A 19,472-nucleotide genomic window follows, 5' to 3' on the forward strand; every position below is an offset into this window, starting at 1 on the left:
TGGGAGCTACTGGCCGCCCTGCTGCTCGTCCCGGCGGCGCTGCCAGCGTTGCTCGATCCGGTCCATCATGGAGCGCTTCTCACGCCCTTGACGGCGGGCCTGCTGCGGGTCGGTGGCAGGCTGCTCGCCAGGCCTGGGGGCCTTGCGCCAGCCGGTCACTGCGAGTACCGCGCATCCCAGCATGACCAGGAATCCCACCACGCTGAGCCATACCTGCTTGGCGACCATTCCGGCCATGAGGAGCGCGATACCTACGAGGAAGCCGGCGACCGCCTGGTAGACCCGTCGTCGGGTATACGTACGCAGCCCGCTTCCCTCAAGCGCTGTCGCGAACTTGGGATCTTCGGCGTACAGCGCTCGCTCCATCTGCTCGAGCATGCGCTGCTCGTGCTCCGAGAGCGGCACGGAGTCCTCCTCATCGTGCAGTCGCCGGGGCGACCCGGGGGGTCCCTTAAGGATAGGCAGGGAATCGCCCCCGTGAAACCCGCCCCTCTGCGCCAATTGGCCAACCGGATCCCGCCATGCGCGGTCCCGGCCCGCTGAGGTTTCCATTCCCCGGCGGCCGACCCGTCATGCCGGGGCGGTCTCCTTCGATCATACGGCGGGAAGCGCGCAATCGGGGGGCCTGTGGCGTACTCCATGCACGGCCGAGCCGCTGATCAGCGCCGCCTCACGGGAGCGGACTCAGGCCCCGGAGGTCCCCCGCGTCTCACCGAGCACATGAAGCTGCGTGGCCACCGAGTGGAACGCGGGCAGCTCGGCCGCCGCGGCCTCCAGCTTCAGCAGCGCGTCGAGCGCCCCGGGCTCGGTGTCCACGAGCACTCCCGGGACCAGGTCGGCGAAGACCCGGACGCCGTGTACGGCACCGACCCGCAGGCCCGCCCCCTCGGCCAGGGCGGCGAGCTGCTCGGCGGTGAAGCGGCGCGGCACGGGGTCGCCGGCGCCCCAGCGGCCGTCCGGGTCGGACAGGGCCTGCCTGGCCTCCGTGAAGTGCCCGGCGAGCGCGCGGGCGAGCACGGCGCCGCCCAGTCCGGCGACGAGCAGGCTGAGCACACCCTCGGACCGCAGCGCCGCGACGACGTTGCGCACACCCTCGGCCGGGTCGTCGACGTACTCCAGGACGCCGTGGCAGAGCACCACGTCGTAGCCGCCGCGCTCGACCACGTCGAAGAGGCCGCGGGCGTCGCCCTGGACGCCCTGGACGCGGTCGGCGACACCGGCTTCGGCGGCGCGGCGCTCCAGGGCGAACAGCGCGTTGGGGCTGGGGTCGACGACGGTGACGCGGTGGCCGAGGCGGGCGACGGGCACAGCGAAGTTGCCGCTGCCGCCTCCGGTGTCGAGGACGTCCAGCGACTCCCGGCCCGCGGCCTTGACCCGGCGGTCCAGGGCGTCCTGGAGTACCTCCCAGACCACGGCGGTACGGAGAGAGGCGCGTGGGCGAGACGGGTCGGACACGGCAGTTGACTCCTCGGCGCGGCACCGCCTCTTGCGCGGCGGGGCGAACGGGCTGCCTCCCCGGCCCGGCGGACCGGGCGGAGGGCTTCAGGCCCCACCCACCCTATTGCCTGCCGCGTGGCGGACGGTCACCACGGGGCTCGCGGGACGCCGGGCGCCGTCCGTGCGACCCCGGGGCTTCCTGCCGGCGCCCCCGCCCTCCCCCGGCCGCTCAGCCGGCGTCGGGCATGTCGCTGTTCTCCCTCTCCTCGTCCGCGTCCGGGCGGGGGTGCGGAAGGACCGGCTGGAGCACCAGCATCCGTTCGACGAGGCGGAGGAACATCGCCACGTCGCGCATCAGGTCGTCGGCGTCCCGGCGGCCGGCCGCGCCCTGGATGCCCGCCTCGGCCCGAGCGCGGCGTCGGGCTCCGGCAGCGAACAGCGCGCTCCACTCGGTGAGCTCGGGGGCTATCTCGGGGAGCACTTCCCAGGCGCTGCGGATCCGGGCCCGTCGGCGTGTGCTGGGCTCCGGGCGGCCGCGTGCGGCCAGGACGGCCGCGGCGGTGCGCAGGGCGGCGAGATGGGCGGTGGCATAGCGCTCGTTGGGAGTTTCCAGAACGGCGGCCTCGTCGAGTCCCGCACGGGCCTGGGCCAGCAGATCGAGGGCGGCGGGTGGGGCCGTGGCCCGGCGCAGGACCGGGTGTACGTCGCTCGCCGGGCCGGTCAGTGAGGGGGCAGGGCCGGCGGCGCGACGCCGACGGGCGGCGGCTGCGGACGAGTTGGCCATGACGAACCTCCTGTCGTCTGTGTGACGGCTCTGTGGCCGTATGTGTCCATCGTGCGGTATGCCACTGACAATCCGTTCTGACCTGCGCTTTTGCTTCGATCGCAAGTTCGGGTTAATTTTTGCACTGACCAGTCAGTTCAATTGTCGGCGGACGTCCGCCGACCATCTCGGCCGACATCCCAGGGGGGACGTGTTGGGGGAAAACCCGGCGGGACTCGCGGTCTCCGCCCATGACTTCGGACTGAAGGGCGCGCGCGGCTGGGCCTTCCGCGGTGTCTCGTTCACCGCGGGGCCCGGCTCGCTGATCGCCGTCGAGGGACCGTCTGGCTCGGGCCGTACGAGCCTGCTGCTGGCGCTCACCGGCCGGATGCGGGCGACCGAGGGAACCGCGACCGTCGGCGACGCCCGGCTTCCCCGGCAACTGGCCCCGCTGCGCCGGGTCAGCGCGCTCGCCCACGTCCCCGGCGTCACCGACCTGGAGCCGTCCCTGACCGTCGGGGAGCACCTGCGTGAACGGGCGCTGCTGCAACGCCGGTTCGGCGGCTCCCTGCGCGGCCTGCTGCGCCCCCGCGCGGAGCGCGTCGCCGAGGCCCGGCTGCGTGTCGACGCCGCCCTGGACGCCGCCGGTCTCGACCGGTCGGCTCTGCCCAAGGGCTCCCGCACCGCCGTACGCGACCTGGACCGGACGGAGGCGCTGCGGCTGTCCGTCGCGCTGGCGCTGGTCGGCCGGCCGCGGCTGCTCGGCGTGGACGACACCGACCTGAAGCTCTCGGACACCGAACGGGTGGAGATCTGGGGCCTGTTGGGCTCGCTCGCCGCGGCCGGGACGACCGTGCTGGCGGTGTGCAGCGAGGCGCCGGAGGGGGCGGTGGTGGTGTCGACGCGGGGCGCGGTGTCGCCGTCGGCGGACGGACCCGCCGACGCGGCCGACGGCGAGGATCCCGGTGACACCGCCGAAACCGTGCCCCCCAGTGACGCCGCCGACGCCGTGGACCCCGGTGGCGCCACCGAAGCCGTAGCCCCCGGCGCCGTCGCCGAACCCACCCATGATTCCGACGACTCGGACGATCCGAAGGAGACGGGCGATGCGTTCGCCGAAGCTCGCCGCGCTTGAGCTGCGCAAGTTCGGGCGCGGCCGGCTGCCGAGGGCCGCGCTGGTCGCGCTTCTGCTGCTGCCCCTGCTGTACGGGGCGCTGTACCTGTGGTCGTTCTGGGACCCGTACGGCCGCCTGGACCGGCTGCCCGTGGCGCTGGTCAACGCCGACCGGGGCGCGACCGCGGACGGGAAGCGGATCGACGCCGGGGACGACATCGTCTCCGGGCTGCGGGACAGCGAGGTCTTCGACTGGCGCGAGGTGAGCGCCGAGGAGGCCCGCGCGGGGGTGGAGGACGGCCGGTACTACCTGTCGCTGACCATGCCCGCGGACTTCAGCCGGCGCATCGCCTCCAGCGCGGGCGACACGCCGGAGACCGGCGCCCTCCAGGTGCGGACGAACGACGCCAACAACTACATCGTCGGGCAGATCTCGCGGACGGTGTTCAGCGAGGTGCGCACGGCGGCCTCCACCAACGCGTCGCGCTCCTTCCTGGACCGGATCTTCATCTCCTTCTCCGACATCCACGGCGCGACCGTGAAGGCCGCCGACGGGGCCGACGACCTCAAGGGCGGCATCGGGAAGGCGGAGAAGGGCTCCAAGGACCTCGCCGACGGGCTGAAGGACGCCAAGGAGGGCAGCGGGGACCTGTCGACGGGGCTGCGGAAGCTCGACACGGGCTCGGGCGACCTGGAGGACGGCTCCGCGCGGGTGGCCGCGGGCACACAGGCGCTCGCCGACCGGGTCAACGGGGTCGCCGACAAGGTGGGGCCCTTCCTGAAGGACAACGAGAAGAGCATCGGGGAGACGGCACAGTTCGTCGCCGACTCGGCCGGGGCGATCCGGGAGAACCTCGACGCCCTGGAGAAGCGCGCCCCGACCGCCGCCAAGGAAGCACGCGAGGCCTCCGACCGGCTCACCGAGCTCTACCGCACGCGCTGCGAGACCACCGGCACGTCCCCGCTGCCCGACACCGCGTGCACCGACCTGAAGCCGGCCAGGGACGCGGCGGCCGACGTCGCGCGGCTCGCCGCCGACCTCGACACGCTGGTCACGGACCATTCCGGCGCGCTTGAGGAGCTCGACGGGCAACTGGCCACCCTTCAGAAGCAGTCCCAGGCGCTCGCCGACCGCGCCCCGCATCTCTCCGAGGACCTCGACAAGGCCGTCACCAAGATCAACGACCTGAACAAGGGCGCGGGGCAGGTCGCCGCCGGCGCCAAGAAGCTGCACACGGGCATCGGTACGGCGAACACGGGCGCGGCGGACCTGGACGCGGGCGTCGGCGACCTCAAGACGGGCGCCGAGGACCTCAGCGGGGGCATGTTCAAGCTCGTCGACGGCTCCGGGAGACTCGCGGGCGGCCTGCACGACGGCGCCGAGCAGATCCCCGACTACGACAAGCAGCAGCGCGAGGACCGTACGCAGGTCATGGCCGACCCCGTGCAACTGGCCTCCCAGGCGCTGCACAAGGCACCCAACTACGGCACCGGGTTCGCCCCCTACTTCGTCCCGCTGTCCCTGTGGGTGGGCGCCATGGTCGCCTACATGCTGATCGCGCCGCTGAACCGGCGCGCCCTCGCCGCCGGCGCCCCGGCGTGGCGGATCGCCCTCGCGGGCTGGCTGCCGGTCCTCGCGATCGGCGTGCTCCAGGTGCTGGCGCTGATGGCGGTGCTGCACTGGCTGGTCGGCCTGGAGATGGCGCGGGCGGCCGGCACGGTCGGCTTCCTGTTCCTGGTGACGGGCTGTTTCGCGGCGATCGTGCAGTGGTTGAACGCGCGCTTCGGGGCCGCGGGCCGGATCCTGGTGCTCGCCGTGCTGATGCTCCAGCTGACGTCCGCGGGCGGCACGTACCCCGTCCAGACCAGCCCGGGCTTCTTCAACGCGATCCACCCCTTCCTGCCGATGAGTTATGTCGTCGAGGCCCTCAGGAGGCTCATCACGGGCGGTGGCCTGGGTCCTGTGTGGCAGGCCTGTGCGGTGCTGCTCGCCTTCACCGCGGGCGCCCTCGCGCTGACCGCCGTGTCGGCGCGCCGGCGGCAGGTGTGGACGCTGGACCGGCTGCATCCGGAGCTGAGCCTGTGACGCCGCCTCCCGGGTCCTTCTCCCCGCGCGGTGCTGTGAGAATCGGTGCCATGGAAAGCAGCAGCGCCACATCGGGGGCGGGGTCACGCCGCGAGGCCACCCGGCAGAAGCTCTACGAGGCGGCCGTCACGCTCATCGCCGAGCAGGGTTTCTCCGCCACCACGGTGGACGAGATCGCCGAGCGGGCCGGCGTCGCCAAGGGCACGGTCTACTACAACTTCGCGAGCAAGTCGGTCCTCTTCGAGGAGCTGCTGCGGCACGGGGTGGGCCTGCTCACGGCCTCCCTGAAGGAGGCGGCCGAGCAGAGCGAGCGGCAGGGCGGCTCCAAGGTGGACGCCCTGGACGCGATGGTCCGCGCGGGGCTCGGTTTCATCTCCAGGTACCCGGCCTTCACGCAGCTGTACGTGGCCGAGCTGTGGCGCACCAACCGGGCCTGGCAGTCCACCCTGCTGGTCGTGCGCAAGCAGGCCGTCGCCGTCGTCGAGGACGTGCTGCGCGGTGGTGTGGAGAGCGGTGAGTTCAGCGACGAGATCGACATTCCGCTGACGGCTGCCGCGCTCGTCGGGATGGTGCTGGTGGCCGCCCTGGACTGGCAGGCGTTCCAGCCGGAGCGGTCCCTGGACGACGTCCACGCGGCGCTCTCCCGGCTGCTTCAGGGGCGGGTGAGCGGACGCCCCTGAGCGCCCGCGCCCTGCCGCGCGGGGGGCCGGAATCCATGCCACGCGCGTAGCACAGAAGCGCCGGTCCGGTGTGGCCGCGTCCCCCGCGGGCCGGCTCCGGACCGGCGCTTCCTCGTGCTCCCCCGTTCCCCCGTACTCCCCGTTTCCCCGTTCCCCCGTTACCCCGTTCCCCCGTTACCCCCGATGGGCCCCCGTGCGGTCGTCCCCGGGTTCCCCCGTGCCTCGCTCCCGCCGACCGCGGCCGGCGGAAGGAGCGGTCCAGGGCCGCGCGGTTCCGCCGCCCCGTGTCGGCGGTACCGGCGCGGGGCCCCTTTCCGTGTCTCCACTCTCTCGTCGACGCAGGTCGGGCCCCATCCGCGCGCGTACTCATCTCCAGGGGTGAGTACGGATACTCAGCCCTGTGCACTCGACCCCAGGACGCATCGTGTCCGAGTGGTTACGATCGCCTCCGTGTCCGTACTCCCCCTGGTCTTCACCAGCGGCTGGGCCAGCGGTGTCAACGCGTACGCGGTGGTGCTGCTGCTCGGCTTCTTCGGCGCGACCGGACTGAGCGACGAGGTCCCGGAGACGCTGCAACGCCCCGAGGTGCTGGTCGTCGCGGGCGTGCTGTTCCTGTGCGAGGCGGTCGCGGACAAGATCCCGTACGTCGACTCGGTGTGGGACACCGTGCACACCGCGATCCGGCCGGCCACCGGCGCCTGGGTCGGCGCGCTGCTCGCCGGGCAGAGCACCTCGCTGTCGGAGCTGGCGGCGGGCGCGATCGGCGGTTCCACGGCGCTGGCCAGTCACGTGGTCAAGGCGGGGACGCGGATGGCGGTGAACACCTCGCCCGAGCCGGTCAGCAACATCGTGCTCAGCCTGGCCGAGGACCTGGGCGTCGGCGGGCTCGTGACGTTCGCGATCTTCCACCCGGAGGCGGCGGCGATCATCGCGGCCGTGCTGCTGGTGGGCGGCCTGATCGTCTTGTTCTTCCTCGTGACGCGGATCCGCCGGTTCCTGCGCCGCAGGGCCCAGCGGCGGGAGGAGAGACGGCTCGCTCGGGCAGGCCCCGCACCACCCTTCTGAGCCGGGTCCGGGCCGTTGCCCGGGCGCCCCGGACTCCCGCGTCCGCGCTGGTCACAGGCGCGCGGGCCGGGATGTCAGTGGTGGCCGATAAAGTCCCTGGCATGGCACGGATTGCGGTGATCGGCGCCGGGACGGGCGCGATGGCGGCCGCTGCCCGGCTGGCCGTCGCGGGCCACCGGGTGACGGTGTACGAGCGGACGGAGACGTACGGCGGGGCGGTACGGAGACTGGAGCGCGACGGCTTCCGCTTCGACACCGGCCCCGGCCTCCTGCCGCTGCCCGCGGTCTACCGCGATCTGTTCGTGAAGACCGGCAAGGAACCCCTGGAGGCCTGCGTCGAGCTGGTCCAGGTCGACCCGTCGGCCCGGCACGTCTTCGCGGACGGCACCCGGATCGCGCTGCCGAACGCCTCCCGCGCGGGGGTGGTCGCCGCCCTGGACGAAGGCCTGGGAGCGGGCGCGGGCGACCGCTGGGGCGACTTCCTGGTGCGGGCCCGCGAGGCCTGGGACCGCACCCGCAGGCCCCTCCTGGAAGAGACCCTGTGGCCGAACTGGCGGACGCTGGCCGACCGCGAGCCCTACCCGTCGGTGCCGCACAAGCGCCTTCTGCGCACCCGCCGGGCCGGGACACTCGCCGAGATCGGCGCGTGGGAGCTGCGCGACCCCCGGCTCGCCGCCCTGCTGGAGAGCCACGCGCTGGCCCACGGCCTGGATCCGCGCACGGCACCGGCGAGCGCGGCCGTCCTGCCGTACATGGAGCACGCCTTCGGCACCTGGTACGTGCGCGGGGGCATACGTGAGCTGGCCCGTGCCGTGTACGAGCGGTGTCTGGCCCGCCGCGTCGAGTTCGTCTTCGGGGCCGACGTCACGCGTGTGCTGGACAAGGAAGGCCGCGCGGCGGGCGTGGAGTTGGCCGACGGAAGTGTGGCCGAGGCGGACTTCGTGGTCGCCGGGGTCGCTCCGGGTGTCCTGGACCGGATCGCCGCGGGCGCCCGGCAGGGAGCCGAGGTCGTGCCGCAGCAGGGGCTGCCCAGCCGGCTGACCGTGCTGCTCGCCCTGCGCGGCGGCCGTCCGGAGGGCACCGCGCACCGGACGGTGGTGCACACGCCGGACCGGGACGCCGAGTTGGAGTTCCTGTTCGGTGCGGCGCCGGCCCCCGGCACCGGGCCGACGGTCACCGTGCTCCGGCCCGACGACCCCGGGTCGGTGCCCGACGCCGGCCACGAGGCCATGACGCTGACCGCCACCGTGCCCGCGGGGAGCGGCGGTTCGCGGGAGGAGGCCGAGGCGGCCGTCGAGCGGATGGTCACGGTCGCCGAGCGGGCGATACTGGGGCTGCGCGACCGTGTCCTGTGGCGTGCGGTCCGCACTCCGGCCGACATCGGGGACGAGACGGGCGCGGTGGGCGGTGCGGTCCCGGCCCCGGCGCTGGCCGCGGCGGACGGCCGGCTGCTGCATCCGGCGAACTCCACCGCCCTGCCCGGCCTGTTCGGCGTCGGCGGCTGGTCCCACCCGGGCGGCGGACTGCCGCACGCCGGTATGTCGGGCGCGCTGGTCGCCGGATTGATCGTGGAGGGGCCGGACTTCCGCGGCTCACAGTGAGGCGCCCCCTGCCCGTCGTCCGGGAAGAGGGCGCGTCGCGCGGGAGGGCCGGCCGGGCCTCAGGGGCTCAGAAGCGGTAGCGCTCGTCGTAGGAGTTCCCCTGCGGCTGTCCGTCGCCCTGGTACGGGTACGGCTGCTCGGGCGGGAGTTCGCCGCCGTAGGGGTCGTCGGTGTTGCGCTGCTGCGGGACCCAGACACCGTTCGGCGGGGTCCCGTCGGGGTAGCCGCCGCCGTACTGGTCCTGGCCGTAGCCCTGCTGGTCGTACTGCTGCTGACCGTAGCCCGTGGCGTCGTAGCCGTTGTCCGAGCCGTACGTCGGGGTGCCGATGTACGGATCGGAGTAGGCGGCGTACTGCTGCTGGCCGCCCGTGTCGTAGCCGTACTGCTGCTGGCCGTAGTTGTTGTAGCCGTCGTAGCCGTACGTCTGGTCCGTGCCCTGGCCTGCCGCGGCGTACTGGTCCTGGGGCTGCTGGGCCGTGGCGTAGCTGCCGGTGTCGCTGTAGACGCCATAGGAGCCGGTGTCGTCGGGCATGGGCTGCGGCTCGTAGACCGCGGTGGCCTCGGCGGCCGTGGGCTCCGCGGAGCGCGCGGGGGTGAAGACGTCGTCGCGCTCGTAGTCGTCCTGGGTGTAGGCGGCACGCTGGTGACCGTATGTGTCGGCGCCGTGCTGGTCGGCGTCCGCGTAGTCGCCGGCCTGAAGGTCGGAGACCTCCAGGGTCGGGTCCTGGTGCTCGGCCTCCGCGCGGCGGCGTTTGCTGCCGAACGACGGGCGGCCGGTGACCGCCCAGCCCTCCGCGAAGCCGCGGCGGAACGACAGGGTGACGTAGGTCTGCCCGACCGCGAAGGCGGCGGCGCCGAGGCCGATCACGATGACCGACGGCACGAGGACACCGACGACCACGCCGAGGAAGCCGCCGAACGCGAGCAGCCGCCAGCGCAGCCGCGCCTTGTACTGCAACAGCACTTCGCCGAGCAGCCACAACGCGACGATGCCAAACGCGATGTAGAGGACCGTCCAGCCCATGTACGCCCCTCTCCCAGTGTGGCCGTTACGCAGTGTGTCGTACGCGGGTGCGACCGGTCTAGGCCTGCGGCGGGTGGTGCAGGCCCAGGTTCTCGTAGATTTCCAGGGTCGCCGTGGAGTTGTTCAGCGTGATGAAGTGCAGTCCGGGGACTCCCTCGGCCAGCAGCCGCGCGCAGAACTCCGTGGCGAACTCGATCCCCATGGAGCGTACAGCCGCCGGATCGTCTTTCGCTGTGAGGATCCGCTCTTTCAAAGTGGACGGAAGGTGAGCATTGCTGAGCTGCGGGAGGCGTTCGAGCATCCGGACGCTGGTGACCGGCATGATCTCGGGGATCACCGGCGTCTCGCAGCCGGCGGCGGCCACCTTGTCGCGCAGCCGCAGGTAGGACTCCGGCTGGAAGAACATCTGCGTGATCGCGTAGTCGGCGCCGGCCCGGCACTTGTCGACGAAGTGCCGGATGTCGGATTCCGGGTCGCTGGAGCGCGGGTGCATCTCCGGGAAGGCCGCGACGCCCACGCAGAAGTCGCCCGACTCCTTGATGAGCCGCACCAGCTCGGCGGCGTACGTCAGCCCCTGCGGATGCGCGACCCAGTCGGCCATGGGGTCGCCGGGCGGGTCGCCGCGCAGCGCGAGCATGTTGCGGATGCCGGCGTCGGCGAACTGGCCGATGACGTTGCGCAGCTCGGTCAGGGAGTGGTCCACGGCGGTGAGGTGGGCGACCGGCGTCAGCGTGGTGTCGGCGACGATCTGCTGCGTCTCCTTGACGGTGCTGGCGCGGGTGGAACCGCCGGCACCGTACGTGACGGAGACGAAGTCGGGGGCCACCGCCTCGACCCTGCGCAGCGCGTTCCACAGGCTCCGCTCGCCCTTCGCGGTTTTCGGCGCGTAGAACTCGAAGGAGTACGTCGTCTTCCCGGCGGCGAGCATGTCGCGCACCGTGCGTGCGCGGTCAGTCCTGGTGGATGCGGTTCCGAGGGCCATACGGGCAGGTTAGTGGCGGCCCGGCGGGCCACCCAACCGAGCGCTGAAGATTTGCCCGATTTGCCGACCTGTTGTCCATCCCTTGGACACCCCGGGCCGCCCGGGCCCGCTCCGGGTCACGTCTGCCGGAGCCGCTTGGTGAACTCCGCCGCCGCCGCGCCCGGGTCGTCCGCCTCGGTGATCGCGCGGACGACCACGACCCGGCCGGCGCCCGCGTCGAGCACCTCGTCGAGGTTGCCCAGGTCGATGCCGCCGATGGCGAACCAGGGGCGGTCGGTGCCCAGCGCCGCCGTGTGGCGGACCAGGTCCAGGCCGGGCGCGTGGCGGCCGGGCTTGGTGGGGGTGGGCCAGCAGGGCCCGGTGCAGAAGTAGTCCACGCCGTCCTGGGCGGCGGCGGCCGTCGCCTCGCCGTCGGCGTGGGTGGAGCGGCCGATCAGGACGTCGTCGCCGACGATCGCGCGGGCGGCGGGCACCGGAAGGTCGCCCTGGCCGAGGTGGAGCACGTGGGCACCGGCTGCGTGGGCCACGTCCGCGCGGTCGTTGACCGCGAGCAGCTTGCCGTGGCGGGCGCAGGCGTCGGCGAGGACCGCGAGGTGCTCCAGTTCCTCGGCCGCCTCCATGCCCTTGTCGCGCAGCTGCACGATGTCGACGCCGCCGGCCAGCGCCGCGTCCAGGAACTCCGGCAGATCGCCGCGGCTCTTGCGGGCGTCCGTGCACAGATAGAGCCGGGCGTCGGCGAGCCGCTCGCGTGCGGTGTCGGACATGGTCGGTTCCCCCCGATGTCGGTGTGGGTGCCCGCGTCGGTACGGGCACCCGGTGTGGTCCTGCCGCACGGACCGCCGGGCCGCCACCGTGGCAGCGGGGCCGTCTCCGGCAGCAGTTACGGCCGCTGTACACGCCGCTGTACACGCCGCGACGGCAGCCTCGTGCCCGCCCACCGCCGCCGCAGGGCGTCGTTCACCGCGGCCGGGGCCCCGGCTGCCGGGCGCCGGACGGTGGGCGGTGGGCGGTTCAGCGCGTTCGGGTTACACGGCGAGCGCCTGGGCTCGGCGCTTCACCTCCGTGCCACGATTCTCGCTCAGCGCCTGCGCGGGCGTGCCCGGCAGGCTGGGGTCCGGAGTGAAGAGCCACTCCAGCATCTCCTCGTCGGTGAAGCCGTCGTCCCGCAGCAGTGTCAGGGTCCCGGCGAGGCCCTTGACGACCTTGTCCACGTCGATGAAGGCGGCGGGGACGTGCAGCGCGCGGTTCTCACCCCGGCGTACGGCGATGAGCTGGCCCTCCTTGACCAGCTGCCGCACCCGGGTCACCTCGACGTCCAGTTGTTCCGCGATGTCGGGGAGGGTGAGCCAGGCGGGGACGAGAGCATCAATCTTTGCGTCAATCTCGGTCACGCCTCCAAGACTGCCATCTGGGACTGACACTCGGTAGCCGGGCCGCGTCCGAAGGCTCCGGACCAGGCCGTTCTCAGCGGACGGCCGTGGCCGCCTTCAGCGGGCGCGACGGGTCCACCAGCAGTTCCGGATCCATCGGCGTGCCCGACTCGATGAGCCGCCGGGCCTGGGCGAGATCCCTCGGGCGGCCCACCGCCAGCAGGGCGACCAGGCGGCCCTCGCGCAGCCAGCAGACGCTCCACGCGGGCCCCGAAGGGTCACCGCGCCACAGGGTCGTGTCGGCGCCGGAGTGGTGCCCCGCGTACTGCACGAAGCGGCCGAACTGCTCGGACCAGAAGTACGGCACCGGGTCGTAGACCGCGTCGGCCTGGCCGCCCTCGACGATGTTCTCGGCGACCGTGCGCGGCCCCTGGAGGGCGTTGTCCCAGTGGTGGACCATCAGCCGCTCGCCGTAACGCACGGACGGGAAGGAGGCGCAGTCGCCGACCGCGTAGACGTCGGGGGCGGAGGTGCGCAGATGGGTGTCGGCGACGACGTCGCCGTGCGCGCCGAGCTGGATGCCGGAGCCGGCCAGCCAGGCCGTGGCGGGCCGGGCGCCGATGCCGACCACCACGGCGCCCGCGGGCAGCCGCGAGCCGTCGTCGAGGACGACCTCGCCGGGCTCGACGCGTGCCACGCGCGCGTGGGTGCGCAGTACGGCCCCGCTGTCGGCGTACCAGCCGGCCATCGGGGCGGCCACCTCCTCGGGGAGCGCCCCGGCGAGCGGGCGGTCGGCGGCCTCCACGACCGTCACCGAGCAGCCCGCCTCGCGCGCGGCGGTGGCGAACTCGGCGCCGATCCAGCCCGCGCCGACCACCACGATGTCGTGCTGTCGCGCGAGCACCGGCCGCAGCCGCGCGGCGTCGTCCAGGGTGCGCAGCAGGTGCACGCCGGGCACACCCTCCGCGCCCGGCAGCAGGATCGGCGCGGCGCCGGTGGCGAGGACCAGGACGTCGTAGGCGACGGGTCCGGCCTCGGTGTCCAGTTCATGGTCCCCGGGGCGCACGCCCGAGACCTCGCGGCCGAGGAGCAGTTCGATGTCGAGCGCGTCGAAGTCGATGTCGAAGGCGGAGTCCTCGGCCTTGCCGAGCAGGACGGCCTTGGACAGGGGCGGACGGTCGTAGGGCTGGTGGGGTTCGGCGCCGATCAGGGTCACCGTGCCGTTGAAGCCCTGTTCCCGGAGCGCGACCGCGGTCTGCACCCCGGCCATGCCGGCGCCCACCACTACCACGCGGCGCGATCCGGGCGCCGCCGTCTGCTCTCTGTCGTCGCTCACCTGATCACCATAGACACCTGACAAATTGTCAGTCAGGGGGTGCGCTTGCGAGTCCTGTCACACCGGACCGGCGGTCCGGTGCGGACCTACCGAAAGTCCAGGCGGTCTCCGGCGCGTGTGCCCGCCGGCACCCGCGTCGGCCGGGGGCACGCGCGCGGGTGGCCCGGTTCCCGCGGCCCGCGCGGTGGCGCACGGACCGGGCACGGACCGGGCACGGACCGGGTCCGACCTGCGGTCCGGGCGCCGACCGGGGGTGCCGCGAGGCAGCCGGGCGGCGCGATCGTGGCGGACGGCTCCCTTACAGAGGCACGGAACCAGGAGTTAGGGTGACTCGCACAGAGCACTCGCGGGAGCCCGGACGCACCGGGCTGAGAGGGAGGCTGGCGGCCTCCGACCGTACGAACCTGATCCGGGTCATGCCGGCGAAGGGAGGGGCTGAACGCCCGTGTCGTCCTCCACACGTACGTCACACCTGTCGGAGCACCCGACGCTACGCACGTCGGAACACACCTCGGACGTCCTCGTCGTCGGGGGCGGAATCATCGGTCTGGTCACGGCCTGGCGGGCCGCGCAGCGCGGGCTCGCCACGGCCGTCGTGGACCCCGAACCCGGCGGCGGCGCCGCCCAGGTGGCGGCCGGCATGCTCGCCGCCGTCACCGAACTGCACTACGGCGAGCAGACCCTGCTCGGCCTCAACGTGGCCTCGGCCGACCGCTATCCCGCCTTCGCGGCCGAGCTGACCGACCTGACCGGACACGACCTCGGCTACCGCAGGTGCGGCACGCTCGCCGTCGCGCTGGACGCCGACGACCGCGCGCATCTGCGGGAACTGCACACCCTGCAACGGCAGTCGGGCCTGGAGTCGGAGTGGCTGTCCGGCCGGGAGTGCCGGCGCCTCGAGCCGATGCTCGCGCCGGGCGTGCGCGGCGGGCTGCGGGTCGACGGTGACCACCAGATCGACCCACGGCGGCTCGCGGCGGCCCTGCTGAGCGCCTGCGAGCTGGCCGGGGTGGTCTTCCACCGCACCTGGGCCGAACGGCTCGTGGTCGAGCGGGAGCGGGCCACCGGTGCCGTCACCCGCGAGGGCGTCCGCCTCGGCGCCGGCCAGGTGGTGCTGGCCGCCGGCAGCCTCAGCGGGCGGCTGCCGGGCGTCCCGGACGACGTACTGCCGCCGGTACGGCCGGTGAAGGGGGAGGTGCTGCGGCTGGCCGTGCCGGCGCGATACGCGCCCTTCCTGAGCCGTACCGTCCGCGCGGTCGTCCGCGGCAGCCATGTCTACCTGGTGCCGCGCGAGAACGGCGAACTCGTCGTCGGCGCGACCAGCGAGGAGCTCGGCTGGGACACCACGGTGACCGCGGGCGGGGTGTACGCGCTGCTGCGCGACGCCCACGAGCTGGTCCCCGGCATCACCGAACTGCCCCTGACGGAGACCCGCGCGGGTCTGCGCCCCGGTTCCCCGGACAACGCGCCGCTGCTCGGCCCGACCGAGCTGGACGGACTGCTGCTGGCCACCGGGCACTACCGCAACGGCGTGCTGCTCACACCGGTCACCGGCGACGCGCTCGCGCACGCGCTGGTCACCGGTGAACTCCCCGAGGAAGCCCGCCCCTTCACCCCCCGGCGCTTCACCGCCGCCGCACTCACGGAGCAGCCCGCATGAACATCTCGGTCAACGGAGAGACCCGCGAAGTGGCTCCCGGCACGGCTCTCGACGTCCTGGTGACGGCGCTCACCCCGGCGCCCTCCGGAGTCGCCGCCGCACTCAACGAAACCGTCGTCCCGCGCGGTCAGTGGTCCACGACGTCCCTGTCCGACGGGGACCGCGTCGAGGTCCTCACCGCCGTCCAAGGAGGCTGACCGATGGCCGACGATCCCTTCCTCCTCGGCGGTACGTCGTTCTCGTCCCGGCTGATCATGGGCACCGGCGGCGCGCCCAGCCTGGACGTGCTGGAACGGGCGCTGGTGGCGTCCGGCACCGAGCTGACGACCGTCGCGATGCGGCGGGTCAACCCGGACGTGCACGGCTCGGTGCTGTCGGTGCTGGAGAAGCTCGGCATCCGGGTGCTGCCCAACACCGCGGGCTGCTTCACCGCGGGCGAGGCCGTCCTCACCGCCCGGCTGGCCCGCGAGGCGCTCGGCACCGACCTGGTCAAGCTGGAGGTCATCGCCGACGAGCGGACCCTGCTGCCCGACCCGATCGAGCTGCTCGACGCGGCCGAGACCCTGGTCGACGACGGTTTCACGGTCCTGCCGTACACCAACGACGACCCGGTGCTCGCCCGCAAGCTGGAGGACGCGGGCTGCGCGGCGATCATGCCGCTGGGCTCACCGATCGGCTCCGGACTGGGTATCCGCAACCCGCACAACTTCCAGCTGATCACCGAGCACGCACGCGTGCCGGTGATCCTGGACGCGGGCGCGGGCACGGCCTCCGACGCGGCGCTGGCGATGGAGCTGGGCTGCGCGGGCGTGATGCTCGCCTCGGCCGTCACCCGGGCCCAGGAGCCGGTCCTGATGGCCGACGCCATGCGGCACGCGGTGGAGGCCGGCCGCCTGGCACACCGCGCGGGCCGCATCCCCAAGCGGCACTTCGCGGAGGCGTCCTCCCCGACGGAGGGCCGGGCCCGCCTGGACCCGGAGCGGCCGGCCTTCTAGGGGCGCGGGCGGCACGCTTTTCGGGCACGGCCCCATCCCTTTCGTGCCGGTCCCGCTCCCCCGCAGGCTCCCCACCGGCTCCCCGCCGACTCCCCCGTCAGCCGTTCGGCGGATGTCCGGCCCCGCGTTCCGGTGACCGTCACAACGGCCCGGTTTCGCGTCCCGTGACGGTCACAGGTCTGCTGCATTCCGTCGCCCGATCGGTGGAACGGGCGGTGCTGTCGGCGGTGCCTCGTAGACTCGCCTGCGTGGACACGACCCTTCAGGACCCCCTGGTCGGGCAGTTGCTCGACCGCCGGTACCGCGTCGACGCGCGGATCGCGGTGGGCGGGATGGCCACGGTCTACCGGGCCGTGGACACCCGCCTCGACCGTGTGCTCGCGCTGAAGGTCATGCACCCGACGCTGGCCGCCGACGCCACGTTCGTCGACCGGTTCATCCGGGAGGCCAAGTCCGTCGCCCGGCTCGCGCACCCCAACGTCGTCCAGGTCTTCGACCAGGGCACCGACGGGTCGTACGTCTACCTCGCCATGGAGTACATCGCCGGCTGCACCCTGCGCGACGTGCTGCGCGAGCGCGGGGCGCTCCAGCCCCGTGCCGCCCTGGACATCCTGGAGCCGGTGCTGGCCGCGCTCGGCGCCGCTCATCGCGCCGGGTTCGTGCACCGGGACATGAAGCCGGAGAACGTCCTCATAGGGGACGACGGCCGGGTGAAGGTCGCCGACTTCGGTCTGGTGCGGTCCGTGGACACCGTCACCAACACCACCGGATCCGTGCTCGGCACGGTCTCCTACCTCGCCCCGGAGCAGATCGAGCACGGCACGGCCGACGCGCGCGTGGACGTCTACGCGTGCGGTGTCGTGCTGTACGAGATGCTCACCGGCGGCAAGCCGCACTCCGGGGACACCCCGGCCCAGGTGCTCTACAAGCACGTGCACAACGACGTACCGCCCCCGTCCGCCGCCGTCCCCGGTCTGCCGTACGAGCTGGACGAGCTGGTGGCCGCCGCGACCGCGCGGATACCGGACCTGCGGCCCTACGACGCCGTGGCGCTGCTCGCGGCCACGCGTGAGGCCCGCGGCATGCTCGACGAGGACCAGCTGGACGCGGTGCCCCCGCAGGCGGTCTCCGCGGCGCACGACAACGCCGACGACCGGACAAGCGTCATCCCCCGCTCCCTCACCGTGCCGCGCCCGCTGCCGGTCGACGGGGACGAGCCGGACCGCTACCACCACACGAGCCGTCTGGAGTCCGGGCCACCGCTGCCCCCGCGGCGCCGCACCGCCCGGCAGCGGCGCGCGCTGCTGACCGTCGTCGCGGCGGTGCTGCTGGTCTTCGGCGTCGGCGCGGGTGTCTGGTACATCAACTCCGGGCAGTTCACGCAGGTCCCGGCGCTGCTCGCGCAGTCCGAGTCCGACGCGCGGGACCGGCTCGCGGACGCCGGGCTCGACGTCGGTGACGTGAAGCACGCCTACAGCGACACGGTCGAGCGCGGCGCGGTGATCAGCACGGACCCGGAGCCCGGCAGCCGGATACGGCAGAACGACTCGGTCACGCTGACCGTGTCGGACGGCCCCGAGACCGTACGTGTCCCCGATGTGCAGGGGGTACGGCTGGACCAGGCGAAGGCGCGGCTGAAGGAGGAGGGGCTGGAGCCGGGCATGGTGACCCGGGAGTTCAGCGACGAGGTCACCAAGGGCGCGGTGATCTCCACCGATCCCGCGGACGGCACCGAGCGGCGGGCCGGTTCGGCGATCGCCCTGGTCGTCAGCAAGGGCAGCCCGGTCGACGTCCCGGACGTCACGGGCGAGGACCAGGCGGACGCCCGCCAGGAGCTGCTGGACGCCGGTCTGAAGGTGCGGATCGCCGCCGAGCGGGTCAACTCCGAGTTCGACCAGGGGCAGGTCGCCCGGCAGTCGCCCGGCGCCGACACCCAGCTCACCGAGGGCGACACGGTGACGCTGACCCTGTCCAAGGGCCCGCAGCTGATCGAGGTCCCGGACGTGACCGGCGACAGTGTGGACGACGCCACGCAGGAGCTGGAGGCCGCCGGCTTCCAGGTCGAGGAGGACCGCGGTCTGCTGGGCCTGTTCGGCGACACGGTCAAGAGCCAGTCGGTGGACGGCGGCGACACCGCCCCCGAGGGATCGACGATCACCATCACCATCCGCTGACCCGGAACACGCGGAGCACACGGACACCGCTCCGCGTGACCACCCGTACGACCCCCGCGCCGCACCCCGCCGCCCCGACCGTCCGGCGCGACCACCCCCGCCACCGCCCGGCACGACCGCCACGCAAAGCACCCCCGCCGCCCCCGACCACCGGCACGACCACCCCGCAGAAGCACCCCCGCCCGCATGAAACCCTGGTCGGGTGAGCAGTCAGCAATCTCCCAGCGCGGTGGCGGCCCCCGCCTCCGACCCCCTCGCCCTCCGCAACCCCGTCGGTGGTCACATCCCCGTGGCCGGTGGTCTCGACCGGATCGGGCTGACCTACGCCCGTGAGCTGGAGGCCGAGACCGTCCAGGTCTTCGTCGCCAATCCGCGCGGCTGGGCCACCCCCGTGGGCGACCCCCGGCAGGACGAGGCGTTCCGGGCGGCGTGCGCGGCGGAGTCGATCCCGGCGTACGTGCACGCGCCCTACCTGATCAACTTCGGGTCGCACACGGCGGCCACCGCGGAGAACTCCGTACGCTCCCTGCGGCACTCACTGCGGCGCGGCCGGGAGATCGGGGCACTGGGTGTGGTGGTGCACACCGGGAGCGCGACCGGCGGCCGGGACCGGTCGGTGGCGCTGAAGCAGGTGCGGGAATACCTGCTGCCGCTGCTCGACGAGCTGACGCACGACGACGACCCGTATCTGCTGCTGGAGTCCACGGCCGGCCAGGGCGCCTCGCTCTGCTCGCGGACCTGGGACTTCGGGCCGTATTTCGAGGCGCTGGACGCCCATCCCCGGCTCGGGGTCTGTCTGGACACCTGTCACATCTTCGCCGCCGGACACGATCTGACCGGCCCGAGCGGGATGCACCAGACGCTGGATCTGCTGGTGGACACGGTCGGCGAGGGCCGGCTGAAGCTGATCCACGCCAATGACTCCAAGGACGTGGTGGGCGCCCACAAGGACCGGCACGAGAACATCGGCGCCGGCCATATCGGCGAGGACCCGTTCCGGGCGCTGATGAGCCACCCGGCGACCCGGGGTGTCCCCCTGATCATCGAGACCCCCGGAGGCAAGGAGGGTCACGCGGCGGACGTGGCCCGGCTGAAACGGCTCCGGGAGCCGCGCGCCGACCTCTGACGGAATACCCCTAGGGGGTATATGGTTCTGCTCAGGCGGAACCAGTCGTCAGACCTTGG

At 73.2% G+C, this 19,472-nt stretch carries 18 protein-coding genes and 1 riboswitch; of the genes, 10 read left to right on the forward strand and 8 right to left on the reverse strand.

The features are described from left to right. Positions 1–6: 6 nt before the first annotated feature. The 3 genes from ACIQAC_RS01665 to ACIQAC_RS01675 all read right to left on the reverse strand — a co-directional run bounded on the left by ACIQAC_RS01665 (position 7) and on the right by ACIQAC_RS01675 (position 2,221). The gene (locus ACIQAC_RS01665) at positions 7–405 is read right to left on the reverse strand and encodes a DUF3040 domain-containing protein (protein ID WP_402186010.1); all 399 of its coding nucleotides are present in this window, start codon (positions 403–405) and stop codon (positions 7–9) included. A 279-nt stretch (positions 406–684) separates the two neighbouring features. Continuing rightward, positions 685–1,455, reverse strand: a complete 771-nt coding sequence (locus ACIQAC_RS01670; protein WP_402186011.1) for a methyltransferase — start codon at positions 1,453–1,455, stop codon at positions 685–687. A 211-nt stretch (positions 1,456–1,666) separates the two neighbouring features. Further along, positions 1,667–2,221, reverse strand: a complete 555-nt coding sequence (locus ACIQAC_RS01675) for an SAV_6107 family HEPN domain-containing protein (RefSeq protein WP_402186012.1) — start codon at positions 2,219–2,221, stop codon at positions 1,667–1,669. 193 nt (positions 2,222–2,414) lie between these two features. Here ACIQAC_RS01675 and ACIQAC_RS01680 point away from each other — a divergent pair, with 193 nt between their 5' ends. The 5 genes from ACIQAC_RS01680 to ACIQAC_RS01700 all read left to right on the forward strand — a co-directional run bounded on the left by ACIQAC_RS01680 (position 2,415) and on the right by ACIQAC_RS01700 (position 8,746). Further along, on the forward strand, positions 2,415–3,335 hold the full coding sequence (locus ACIQAC_RS01680) for an ATP-binding cassette domain-containing protein (protein ID WP_402186013.1): 921 nt from the start codon (positions 2,415–2,417) through the stop codon (positions 3,333–3,335). Next, positions 3,307–5,400, forward strand: a complete 2,094-nt coding sequence (locus ACIQAC_RS01685) for a YhgE/Pip family protein (RefSeq protein ID WP_402186014.1) — start codon at positions 3,307–3,309, stop codon at positions 5,398–5,400. Before ACIQAC_RS01680 ends, ACIQAC_RS01685 begins: the two co-directional genes overlap by 29 nt. Positions 5,401–5,450: 50 nt before the next feature. After that, the gene (locus ACIQAC_RS01690; RefSeq protein ID WP_402186016.1) at positions 5,451–6,080 is read left to right on the forward strand and encodes a TetR/AcrR family transcriptional regulator; all 630 of its coding nucleotides are present in this window, start codon (positions 5,451–5,453) and stop codon (positions 6,078–6,080) included. Positions 6,081–6,530: 450 nt separating this feature from the next. Further along, entirely contained in the window at positions 6,531–7,145 is a 615-nt protein-coding gene (locus ACIQAC_RS01695; RefSeq protein WP_402186018.1) for a DUF4126 domain-containing protein, read from the forward strand. Between the two features lie 101 nt (positions 7,146–7,246). Next, positions 7,247–8,746 carry a phytoene desaturase family protein gene (locus ACIQAC_RS01700; RefSeq protein ID WP_402186019.1) on the forward strand — a complete coding sequence of 500 codons (1,500 nt, stop codon included), beginning with the start codon at positions 7,247–7,249 and terminating at the stop codon, positions 8,744–8,746. A gap of 67 nt (positions 8,747–8,813) precedes the next feature. Here ACIQAC_RS01700 and ACIQAC_RS01705 read toward each other — a convergent pair whose 3' ends face one another. From ACIQAC_RS01705 to ACIQAC_RS01725, 5 genes are all read right to left on the reverse strand, one after another. Next, positions 8,814–9,770 carry a hypothetical protein gene (locus ACIQAC_RS01705; protein WP_402186020.1) on the reverse strand — a complete coding sequence of 319 codons (957 nt, stop codon included), beginning with the start codon at positions 9,768–9,770 and terminating at the stop codon, positions 8,814–8,816. A 58-nt stretch (positions 9,771–9,828) separates the two neighbouring features. Further along, a complete protein-coding gene (metF, locus tag ACIQAC_RS01710; RefSeq protein ID WP_402186022.1) occupies positions 9,829–10,752 on the reverse strand; it encodes a methylenetetrahydrofolate reductase [NAD(P)H] in 924 nt (307 codons plus the stop codon). A 116-nt stretch (positions 10,753–10,868) separates the two neighbouring features. Further along, positions 10,869–11,516 carry a thiamine phosphate synthase gene (thiE, locus tag ACIQAC_RS01715; RefSeq protein ID WP_402186024.1) on the reverse strand — a complete coding sequence of 216 codons (648 nt, stop codon included), beginning with the start codon at positions 11,514–11,516 and terminating at the stop codon, positions 10,869–10,871. A gap of 261 nt (positions 11,517–11,777) precedes the next feature. Continuing rightward, complete coding sequence (locus ACIQAC_RS01720; protein ID WP_402186026.1) at positions 11,778–12,143, reverse strand: Rv2175c family DNA-binding protein; 366 nt, start codon at positions 12,141–12,143, stop codon at positions 11,778–11,780. A gap of 73 nt (positions 12,144–12,216) precedes the next feature. Then, positions 12,217–13,392 (reverse strand): NAD(P)/FAD-dependent oxidoreductase, encoded by a 1,176-nt coding sequence (locus ACIQAC_RS01725; RefSeq protein WP_402186924.1) that lies wholly within the window; start codon positions 13,390–13,392, stop codon positions 12,217–12,219. Between the two features lie 402 nt (positions 13,393–13,794). After that, a riboswitch (TPP riboswitch) is annotated at positions 13,795–13,906 on the forward strand. 24 nt (positions 13,907–13,930) lie between these two features. Between ACIQAC_RS01725 and thiO the strand changes: the two genes are divergently transcribed. The 5 genes from thiO (at position 13,931) to ACIQAC_RS01750 (ending at position 19,413) form a co-directional block, all read left to right on the forward strand. Then, positions 13,931–15,118 carry a glycine oxidase ThiO gene (thiO, locus tag ACIQAC_RS01730; protein WP_402186925.1) on the forward strand — a complete coding sequence of 396 codons (1,188 nt, stop codon included), beginning with the start codon at positions 13,931–13,933 and terminating at the stop codon, positions 15,116–15,118. Continuing rightward, a complete protein-coding gene (thiS, locus tag ACIQAC_RS01735) occupies positions 15,115–15,315 on the forward strand; it encodes a sulfur carrier protein ThiS (RefSeq protein ID WP_402186028.1) in 201 nt (66 codons plus the stop codon). The genes thiO and thiS overlap by 4 nt, the downstream gene beginning before the upstream one ends. A gap of 3 nt (positions 15,316–15,318) precedes the next feature. Next, positions 15,319–16,113, forward strand: coding sequence for a thiazole synthase (locus tag ACIQAC_RS01740; RefSeq protein ID WP_402186029.1), 795 nt, complete (start codon positions 15,319–15,321; stop codon positions 16,111–16,113). A gap of 248 nt (positions 16,114–16,361) precedes the next feature. Continuing rightward, the gene (gene pknB, locus ACIQAC_RS01745; protein WP_402186030.1) at positions 16,362–18,287 is read left to right on the forward strand and encodes a Stk1 family PASTA domain-containing Ser/Thr kinase; all 1,926 of its coding nucleotides are present in this window, start codon (positions 16,362–16,364) and stop codon (positions 18,285–18,287) included. Between the two features lie 202 nt (positions 18,288–18,489). Further along, complete coding sequence (locus ACIQAC_RS01750; RefSeq protein WP_402186032.1) at positions 18,490–19,413, forward strand: deoxyribonuclease IV; 924 nt, start codon at positions 18,490–18,492, stop codon at positions 19,411–19,413. Positions 19,414–19,472: the final 59 nt, after the last annotated feature.

It is taken from the genome of Streptomyces sp. NPDC088387 (assembly GCF_044753385.1).
Taxonomy (GTDB): domain Bacteria; phylum Actinomycetota; class Actinomycetes; order Streptomycetales; family Streptomycetaceae; genus Streptomyces.